Origin of the sequence: Mesorhizobium sp. L2C066B000, assembly GCF_000502335.1 — a bacterium.
Taxonomy (GTDB): Bacteria; Pseudomonadota; Alphaproteobacteria; order Rhizobiales; family Rhizobiaceae; genus Mesorhizobium.
On the sequence record NZ_AYWZ01000037.1, the window covers coordinates 1 to 9,573 of the forward strand.

Sequence of the window (9,573 nt, forward strand, 5' to 3'; positions counted from 1 at the left end):
CGGCAGCTGCAGCCGCTGGCGCGACCGGGCCTTACCGCCCGCAGGGCCTGCCCGAAACGATGTTCGGCAAGGATGATCGCGAGACGATCGACAAGCAGCACAAGGCGCTTGAGGGCTATCGCCAGCGCGATTCGGCGGTTCCCGACAAGATCGAGGCTTATAACGCCTTCGAAATCGACAAGGCGCCGGAAGCCATCCGGCCGCAGCTGCAGGCACTTGCCGCCGATCCGCTGTTCGGCGCCGTGGCCAAAGTGGCGATGGAAGAGAAAATCCCTGTGGCGTCGCTGCACAAGCTGACCACGGCGCTCTACTCCCAGGCGCAGGAAGCCGGCATGCTGGAAGCGGCGATCGACCCGGTCGCCGAACGTGCGGCGCTGTTGCCGGAAACCGCCAAGAGCCTGCCGAAGGCCGAGCAAGACAAGGCCATCGATGCCCGCATGCAGGCCAACGAAGATTTCGTCAACCTCATGCAGCAGCACGGCCTGCCCAAGGAAGTCGGCGAACACGGCCTGCTGATGCTCATGGACACCGCCAAGGGCAACCAGCTGATCGAGTTCTTCGCCTCCAAGATGACCGGCGGCGACAAGGCGCAACCGTTCTCCGGCGCCGGCGCCGCACCGGCAGGGTCGGGCGCCCGCGACGCGCTCAAGGCGCAGCTGGCCGCGCCGGAAATGAACCCGCAGCATCCAAAATTCGACCGCGCCAAGCACGACGCGCTCGATGAGCAATACAAGAAGCTCATCGGCGTCTGATCCCGCGCAATTGACGCCGCGCCGGCCGGGTCATTCTCGGCCGGCGCAACCAAGGGAGCGACCCGGCGGCGGCGGGCTATCCTTCACCGGACCCTGCAGGAACCGGCTCTATCGGCCCCACGGCTGCTTTTGAACAGCAACCCAAAGGGGATTTCCCATGTCGATCCAGATCGCAGCCTGGTTTACCGAAAAGATCAAAGACAAAGTCACCGTCCAGTTTCAGGCCCATGGCGGCCTGCTCGACGGCACCATGATGTCGGGTGACACCCAAGCCAACACCGTCAAGTTCCCGATCATCGGCCGCACCGAAGTCTACAAGCTCACCGGCGCCATCGAGCGCGTGCCTGTCACCGGCACCGGCCTGACCACCGTCCAGCTGACCATGGATGATTTCGAGGCGTCCGACTGGTGGCGCGTGCAGGATGCCTACAAGGCCGGCCCGAACGAACAGGCCGCCCTGGTGACAATCATCACCGCCGCCATCCGCCGCAAGCGCGACAAGATCAAGCTCGACGCGCTGGCAACCTTCGCGTCGGGCGGCGCCGGCGTCATCACGATTGGCAACGGCACCGCGGTGATCGACATCATCGACCTCGAACAGGCCCGCGCGCAGATCGCCGGCACCGGAGCCGACGATACCGGCGAAGTGCAGGTGTTCTGCATGCTGCCTGCGATGTGGATGAGCCAGCTCAAATTCTACAAGGAATTTTCCGACGCGCAGTGGGTCGGGCTGGACAATTCGCCGTTCTCGAAGATCCAGCGAATGCGCACCCGCACGTGGAGCGGCGTCCACTACATCGAGGGGCCGGATGAGTATTTCGCCGGCAAGGATGGCACCTCGCTTTACGCCTACATGTGGCACCACGATTCGATTGGCGCGGAAACGCCGTGGAACAAGGAAGCGCCGACCATCACCCAGGAAACCATTATGCAGGGCTCTCCCTACCTGGTGAAGGCCGGCCTGGGCGGCGCCGCTGTCGGCATCCAGGCGGCCGGCGTCAAGCGTCTCGACTTCCTGAAGATTGCCAAGCCGGTTCGCCCGGCCGTGCTGACCGACGAAATCCCGGCCGGCTAACCGATCGCCAGCGGGCCGCCTGCCATCCGGCGGGCGGCCCGTCGCTTCAACGCTTCAACAGGAGAACATTTCCCATGGCCTTCAATCCTCGCTCGCTGGCGCTCTACAATTCCACGCCCTACGGCTCCGCCGGCAAAAGCACCAACTGGTACAATTACACCACGGCCGATGCGGTCGCGACCGTCATTGCGGCCGGCTATTTCGGCACTGGAGTTTCCGGCGTCGTCGGCAGCAACAAGCTCAACGTCAACGATGTCATCGACTGCCTCTGCGTCGCCGATGGCGTCGCCGATCGCGTGGCGCTGATCGTCACTGCCGTGCCGGCCGGCGGCAACATCACCGTCGCCGTCAACACCGACGCTGCTGGCGCGTAATCGCCGGCAAGCCGGCAGAGGGACATCATGGCCGAAGCGGAAATCGACAAGGCAATGATCGTGAATTGGGCGCTGGTCGAACTCGGGCTGGCGCCCAAATTCTCGATTGACGAACAGACCACGCTTGGCGGCCTGGTCGATATTTTCTGGCCGCGCGCGATCGCCCGCACCTTCGGCCTGCACGACTGGACCTTCTGCCGGCAGACCTTTCTGCTCACGCGGCAGGAAGCCACGCCCGTCATCGGGTACACCTATGGCTTCGATCTGCCAGGCGGCATTCTGGGGCCGCCGCTCAAGCTCACCTCCGATGCCCTGTGCAACGTGCCGTTGCGCGACTTCGCCATCGAGGGCACAACCGTTTTCACCAATGAGCCGGTCGTGTACGCGCGCTGCAAGCAGGCGCTCGACCCGGCGGCATGGCCGCCGCAGTTCGCCGATGGCTTCGCCACGCTGCTGGCCTCCTATCTTGCTGTCCCGTTGACGCAGGACAGCGACTTGAAGGCCGACAAGGAAGCGGCGGCGATCGGCACGCCGGCGACCGGCGGCGCCGGCGGCATCTTCGGCCGTCTGATCGCCCAGGACCGCGCCGGCTCGCCGGTCGGTTCGCCGGCGGTCACGGACGTGCTGCACGGCGGGCGCGTCAGCAGCGAACCCTGGCACGGGCGCTGGTAGATGGTCGCGCGCCCGGCCGCTCCGCAACGCTCCTGCAATGCCGGCGAATTCTCGCCGGAGGCCAAAGGCCGCGTCGACATCAAGCAGTATTATGCGGGCGGCCTTGCCTTCAAGGGCATCGAGCCGGTGCCGCAGTCGGGCTTTCGCCGCATGGGCGGCTCGTGGCGCAAGGGCGAATGGCGCCGGCCGCTGTCAGCCCGCGCGATCACGGCGCCGACGCCGACCTTTGGCCCGCACACGGGAACGCAAACCATTTGGAGCGGCACGGTTGCCGGCACGGTCGCGGCGGTGCTCGCATCCGGCCTCGCGATCGACGCCGGCACGGCGACCTTTACCATTGAAGCCTTTGTCGGGGGCGTGTGGGTCGCAGTCGGCGGCCCCTTCGCGGTTAAGACCGGAACGCCGGTCACGCGGCTGGCGGCCTATGCGCCCGGCCAGCAGAAAGCCGCTACCTCGCTGCGCATCCGCGCGACATTTTCGAATGCCGGAACCAATGTGTCCGGCCTTGCCGTCTCGGCTTTTTTCGAGAGCGGAACCGCCGAACGGCCGCGCTTTGTCGACCTGACCACCGACCAGGGCAACACTCTGGCGTGTTTCGTAACCGCCGGCATCGCCGATTTCTTCACCGATGCCGGTTTCGTCGGGTCGGCGCGCATCGCGACCGTGACGGCCGGCATGCTGGCCGACCTTGGCTTCTACTCCGAAGGCAACACGATCGGCATTTTCCACGGCCAGCTCGAAACCGTGCGGCTGTTTCTGGCGACATCGGGCCAGCTGCACGACTGGCGGCAGGATCTGTGGCCCTACGACCCCGTGCCATCGGCCGACCTTGGCGGCGTCTATGCCAAGACCGATGACGTGTGGGACATCTTCATGCGCTGGAATAACGATCCGCAAGCCTTCATCACCATCACCGTGAATGGTGAGACGACGCCCGCGGTACCGATCAAACACCTCGGCGTGCCGGTCGGAATCAACTCGGCCACCTATCCCGGCGACTGGACGCAATGGGCGGCCGATATTCAGGCGGCTCTGGTGGCGCTGCCATCGCTCGGCGCCGGCGTCACCGTTGCCGTGCAAAACCCGTCCGGCAACTACAACATGGAGCTGATCGTCACCTTTGGTGGCGCCCTGTCGGGGGAGGAATATGAACTGTCGGCGATCATCGTCAGCACGGCCGAGGTTTCGGCTTTGCCCTTCCATACACAGATAGGCAAGACCGATACCGAAGAGGTCTTTTCGACCATCAAGGGCTGGCCCGGGGAAGCGGCGCTTGTGCAGGACCGGCTGGACTACTACCGCATTCCGGCGGTGACCGGCGCCATGGCGATGAGCCGGATTGCCGAGTATTTCGATCTCAACGTCGATGGCGCCACAGATAACGCCGCACGGCTCGATAAGCTGCGATCGCTGACCAACGAAACCATCCTGCACGTGAAGGATTCGAACAATCTCTTCATCTTCACCGACCTTGCCCTCTACTTCGTGCCGAACCGCACCATCGAGCGCAACACGCCGCTGAATTTCGTGCCGGCCAGCGAGATCGGCGCGCAGCCGAACTGCAAGCCGTTCACGCTGGAAGGCGAGATGTACTACGTCGCCATCAACCCGCAGGGCCTGCCGTTCGCCGCCCAGGGCGGCAAGCAGGTGCTGCGCGTCACCGAAGCGGTGACATCGGCCACCACGAACTTTAATGCCGACCCGGTGTCGCTGCTGGCCTCGCATCTGGCCGACAATCTCATTCGCAGCGCCAACCAGAAGCCGGCGACCGATCTTGACGCCTCCAAGGGCTGGCTGATGCGCACCGATGGCCGCCTGATCGCCTGCCAGATGATCCGCAATCAGGACATCAACGGCTATTGCGAGTGGCTGGCGGCCGGCGGCGGCCTGGTGCGCGAAATCGGCATCGACGGCAAGAACCGGCTTTGGCTTGCGGTCGAGCGCGCCGGCCGCACGTCGATCGAGCTCTACGATACCACGATCTACCTGCAGGACACGGTCAACGCCGTCCCCGACCTTGCCGGCGTCATCACCGGCCTTGCCTTCGAGGACGGCGCCGAACTGTGGGCCAAGGCCGATGGCTATGTGCTGGGCCCGTTCGCCTGCGCCGGCGGCTCGATCGCGCTGGGCGACGCTTATGCGGCGGCCCTTGTCGGCCGCTGGATCGCGCCGCGCTTCGAGACCATGCCGCAGGTGCTGGTGACCGGCAGTGACGAAGTGGTCTTGCGCCCCGGCCGCATCCACACGCTGCACGTCAACATCGCCGACACCGACAGCATTGCGGTGGGCGCCAATGGCGAGGCGCCGGAAGATTTCGAGCTGCACGACACCAACGACCAGGTGGATGCGCCGATGCCAGTCAAGACCAAGCTTCTGACCGTCACGGGCCTGCTGGGCATGATGGAAGGCACTACCGCCGTCATCACGCAAAAGCGGCCGGGCGAGCTTCGGGTGCGCGATATCGCAATGGGGACCAAACTCTGATGCAATTCCTATTGGCAATCCCGGCGGCACTCGGATTTGGCGGCGCCACCGCCGGCGCAACGGCGGCCNCTCGGCGATCGGCGCGGGCAATGCCGAAGCCGCGCAGAACGAAATGGCCGCTTCCGACGCCGAGAGCGAGCAGAGCATCGAGACGCTGCAGGGCATCAACCGGCGCACGTCGATCAAGCGCCAGATGGCCGACGCGCTGGGCGCGCAGGACGTGGCCTATGCAGGGTCCGGCGTCGACCTGTCATTCGGCACCGCAAAAGCAGCGCGCACCGACGCCTACCGCGAAGCCGATCTTGGCCTGTCCACCGCGACCGGCACCGAAATGACGCGGGTTTCGCGGCTGGCCGAGCGCGCGACCAGCTACCGCGCCGCCGCCAAATCGGCGCGCCGCCTGGGCTTCCTCAATGCGTTCACCGGCGGCGTTGACAATCTACTTTCGTTTGGGGAGCGTGGCTGATGACGACGAAACCGCTGCAGCCGGTCAGCTACCGGCCGTTTCGCGTCGAACCGGTGCTGGCCGATGGGTTGCTGCCGGTAGCACGCCCAGGCGGCGAGCTGCTGCAGCGCGCTTCCGAAGGCCTGTTTCGCATGGCGGCGCAGGCCGGCCAGATTGCCGATCGGCAAGCGGCCAGGCAGGGCGCGCAGGCGGGCGAGCAAGCAGCACTCGCCGGCCGGCCCGATGCCGAATACACCGGCGGTGGCGATCCCGCCGGCGGTGGGGTGACAGTTTCTGGCACCGACCAGCGGGCAATCGCCGCTAGCATCTTGCGCAAGGAAGAAGGGTTCCGCCCGACGCCATATTGGGACGTGAACGCCTATCGGACCGGGTACGGCTCCGACACGATCACGACGCCAGACGGCAAGAAGGTACGCGTCCAGCAGGGAATGAAGATCACACGAGACGACGCCGAGCGCGATTTATCGCGGCGCCTTGTCGAATTTGAACATACCGCCGCCGGCCAGACGGGCAGCGAAAACTGGAGCAAGCTTCCGGCTGCGACGCGCGGCGCGCTGTTGTCAGTGACCTACAATTACGGCTCTTTGCCCAAGAGGGTGGTGAACGCGGTTCGCTCCGGCGATCAGCGACAGATCGCGGACGCGGTGGCGGGCCTTTCAGCCAACAGGAAGCGCCGCCAGCGGGAAGCCGCGATCATTCGCGGCGGCGGCGCGCCGGCAGGTTCTGCCGATGCCGGCCCAGCTGGACCGGTCAAAGGCCTGGTGACGCCTGGCAACATCGATCTTGCGGACCGACCTGTCGTCAAGAATGCGGACGGTTCAATTTCAACCGTGCGCTCGATGTCGTTTCAGAACAACAAAGGCCAAGAAGTTCTCATCCCGACTGTCGCCGATGACGGCTCGCGCATCCTCTCGGATCAGGAGGCGAAGGAGCAGTACGGACGGACCGGAAAGCATCTTGGCATCTTCGACAACCCCGATGACGCGACCACCTATGCGAAATCGCTGCATGAGAGCCAGGCGCAGTTCTATGGCGCTGACGGTGGCAAGCCGAAACTCGAAGTAAAGGGCGGCGGCTTCCGGCCGGGCGGCGCCGATACGATCCGGGGCCGCGCCTATGATGAGGCCGGCACCAAAGTCTATCTGCAGCTGGTCGACTCTGAAATGCGCTCGACCACGCAACAGCTGTTCGAACAGTATCGCGACGATCCGGCCGGCCTCGAAAAGGCGATGGGCGACCTCAAGGGTGCGCTGAAAAAGGATCACATTTTCCCGGAAATCGAGGCCGACTATGAGGTTGGCTTCGATCGGCTGGCCGGCAGCTATCTGGGCCAAGCGCGCGAAAACCTTGCCAAGAAGGTCGAGCTGCAGCAACGCGCCGATTTCATCGATCAGACCGGCCAGCTCGAAACCGACCAGCAGAAGCTGCTTGCCGGCTTCGATCCGAAAAGCCCCGACGCCGGCGATGCGATCGCCAGCGCCCAGGCGGTTATCGATCAGCACTACGAGAACGCCGTCGATCGCGGCATCATGGACCCCGACGATGCGGCGCGGGCCAAGATCGAAAGCCGCCGCAACACGGCGCTGGCCTATTACGGCAAGCAGGCCGACGCGCTCGATGCCGATGGCGTCAAGACCATGCGTGACGAAATGCAGAAAGACATGGCCGATGGCGGCATCGAGGGGCTGGACGGCCAAGGCTGGTCGACGCTCGACGCCGGCCTTCAGCGGCTGGAAAAGACAAAGCGCAGCGAGGCCGTGCGCGCAGAGGACGATTTTCGCGAGCGCGGCGACAAGATGGCGTTGCGGCTGCAGGCCGGCGTCGATGTCAATCCCGGCGAATTGTCCACCTTCATGATGGATGCCGCCGGCACACCGAACGGCAAGGCGGTGCTGCAGGAAACGCTGGCGAAGATCTCCGTTGGCCGCGCCATTCGCGATTTCAGCCTGCCGGAGGCCGAGAAGCACGTTGCCGGGCTGCGCAAGCAATATGGCGACAAGCCGACCGACACCGAGCTGCGCACGCTGATGTTCGCCGAAAAGATGGTGGACGAGAAGCGCAAGGAAATCTCGACCGACATGGTGAGCTATGCCGAAAAGCAGGGCATCGTGCCGGAGACCCCGCCGCTGACCGATGCCGCGACGGCCGAGGACATGAGCGCGATCATGTCGCAGCGCGCCAAATCCGCCGAGCAGGCCTCGAAAGAGCTGGGCGTGCCGGCGCGCTATCTCAAGGCCGGCGAGGCCGCAGCACTTGGCAAGACCATTCGGGAAAACCCGGAGAGCGGCGCGGCCATGGCCGGCGCGATCGTCGCCGGCGCCGGCAATGCGGCCGCCGATGTGCTGGCCGAGTTCGGCAAGGATGCGCCGATGATCGCCGAAAGCGGCGCCATCATCGCGTTTGGCGGTTCGCCCAGGGCGGCAGAAGACGTGATCCTTGGCTATGGCAAGACGCCGGACGGCAAGGCGATGAAAGACTTTGCGACCGACGCCGCGCGCGAAAACTTCAACACGGTGGCCGGCAACGCGCTTGAACTCGCCCCGGAAGATTCGGCCCGCATCAAGAGCGCGGCCGCCTCGATCGCGCGCAAGCGAATTTCAGAGGATGGTCTAGACCCGAAATCGGACGAGGCGAAGGCCGTCCACTCGCAGGCCGTGCAGGAAGCTGCCGGCGCGGTCTACGATCGCGGCGTGCAGTTCGGCGGCTTTACCACGGTCGGCGGCAGCTATTTCTCGTCCGGCCAGAAGGTGCTTGTGCCGTCCGACATCCGCGCGGACCGCTTGGAAGACCTTTTGCACGCGGTCACCGACAGCGACCTTGCGACGCTGCCGCATCAGCCAAAGGCGGGAATAGGCTTTTTCGGGTCGATCCGCGGTGCCGGCAAGCGCGTGCCCCAGGGCGGCGCCGACACGATCCGCAACGCCACGCCGGTGGCAGTGCAGGGCGGCTTCGCCTTCGCCGCCGGCGACATCAACACCGCCGATCCGCAATGGATCATGGCCGAAGACGGCCGGCCGTTCATCCTCGACCTGGTGGCGATGCGACCAAAACTCGAAACCCGCGTGCCGGGAGCCTATCGCTAATGGAAAACCTGCAATCCCTGGCCATCCCCTACGTGAGAAAAGCGCTCTGGATCGCTGCCGGCGTGGCACTTGTCGTTGTCGCCGGCCTGTGGTGGCTCTGATGTTCCTCTACAAGACCGGCTTCGGCGACAACCCGACATTCGCGCCGAACTTCGCCGACACGATGGCGAAGGAACAAAGTCAGCGCGACGCGGCGGCAGCGCTGTGGGACACGACGCGCGATCTGGCCGACTACCGCGACAATTCCAACGCCGAGGACGTGGCAATCGGCGAGGCCTATGCGCGCCGCAACAAGGCGATCTTCGAAGCGACCGGCGTTCAGTTCCCGAACCCGCGCAAGGATTTTACCGAAAAGGACCTGCAGGAAGGCGCGCGCATCGCCGACGCCGGCGGCAATCCGTGGTCGGTGATGGAAGGCCGCGAAGCCGCTTGGCAGCGCCAGGCGGCCGAGCTGGCGCGCATGAAACCGGAATTCGCCGGCGTGATCGGCATCGAGCGGCCGATCGTGCAGGACGCCTATGCGATCACGCGTGGCGCCGAGGAAGCCGCCGGCGCTGCGGAAGCGCAGGCCAACGCGGTCGGTCTCGGCCGTGGTCGCAAGCTTGCCAGCTCGCTGGCTGGCGGTGTTGTCGGCGCTCTGCGCGATCCGATGCAGGTGGCGACGCTG

At 65.3% G+C, this 9,573-nt stretch carries 8 protein-coding genes; all 8 read left to right on the forward strand.

Features of this window, described 5'->3' with window-relative positions:
* On the forward strand, positions 1-752 hold a 752-nt coding region (locus X733_RS1000000170430), incomplete at its 5' end, for a hypothetical protein (protein ID WP_032911590.1).
* 157 nt (positions 753-909) lie between these two features.
* The gene (locus tag X733_RS136785; protein WP_023820417.1) at positions 910-1,827 is read left to right on the forward strand and encodes a phage capsid protein; all 918 of its coding nucleotides are present in this window, start codon (positions 910-912) and stop codon (positions 1,825-1,827) included.
* Positions 1,828-1,901: 74 nt separating this feature from the next.
* Positions 1,902-2,201 (forward strand): hypothetical protein, encoded by a 300-nt coding sequence (locus X733_RS136780; protein ID WP_023738680.1) that lies wholly within the window; start codon positions 1,902-1,904, stop codon positions 2,199-2,201.
* Positions 2,202-2,228: 27 nt separating this feature from the next.
* A complete protein-coding gene (locus tag X733_RS136775; RefSeq protein ID WP_023820418.1) occupies positions 2,229-2,873 on the forward strand; it encodes a hypothetical protein in 645 nt (214 codons plus the stop codon).
* Positions 2,874-5,357, forward strand: a complete 2,484-nt coding sequence (locus X733_RS136770; protein ID WP_023820419.1) for a hypothetical protein — start codon at positions 2,874-2,876, stop codon at positions 5,355-5,357. It begins immediately after the preceding gene.
* Between the two features lie 112 nt (positions 5,358-5,469).
* Positions 5,470-5,823, forward strand: a complete 354-nt coding sequence (locus X733_RS136765; RefSeq protein ID WP_023820420.1) for a hypothetical protein — start codon at positions 5,470-5,472, stop codon at positions 5,821-5,823.
* A complete protein-coding gene (locus tag X733_RS1000000170435) occupies positions 5,823-8,906 on the forward strand; it encodes a hypothetical protein (protein WP_023820421.1) in 3,084 nt (1,027 codons plus the stop codon). Before X733_RS136765 ends, X733_RS1000000170435 begins: the two co-directional genes overlap by 1 nt.
* Positions 8,907-9,006: 100 nt before the next feature.
* Positions 9,007-9,573, forward strand: a 567-nt coding sequence (locus tag X733_RS01000000166965) for a hypothetical protein (RefSeq protein ID WP_032911593.1), incomplete at its 3' end; no start/stop codon positions are given.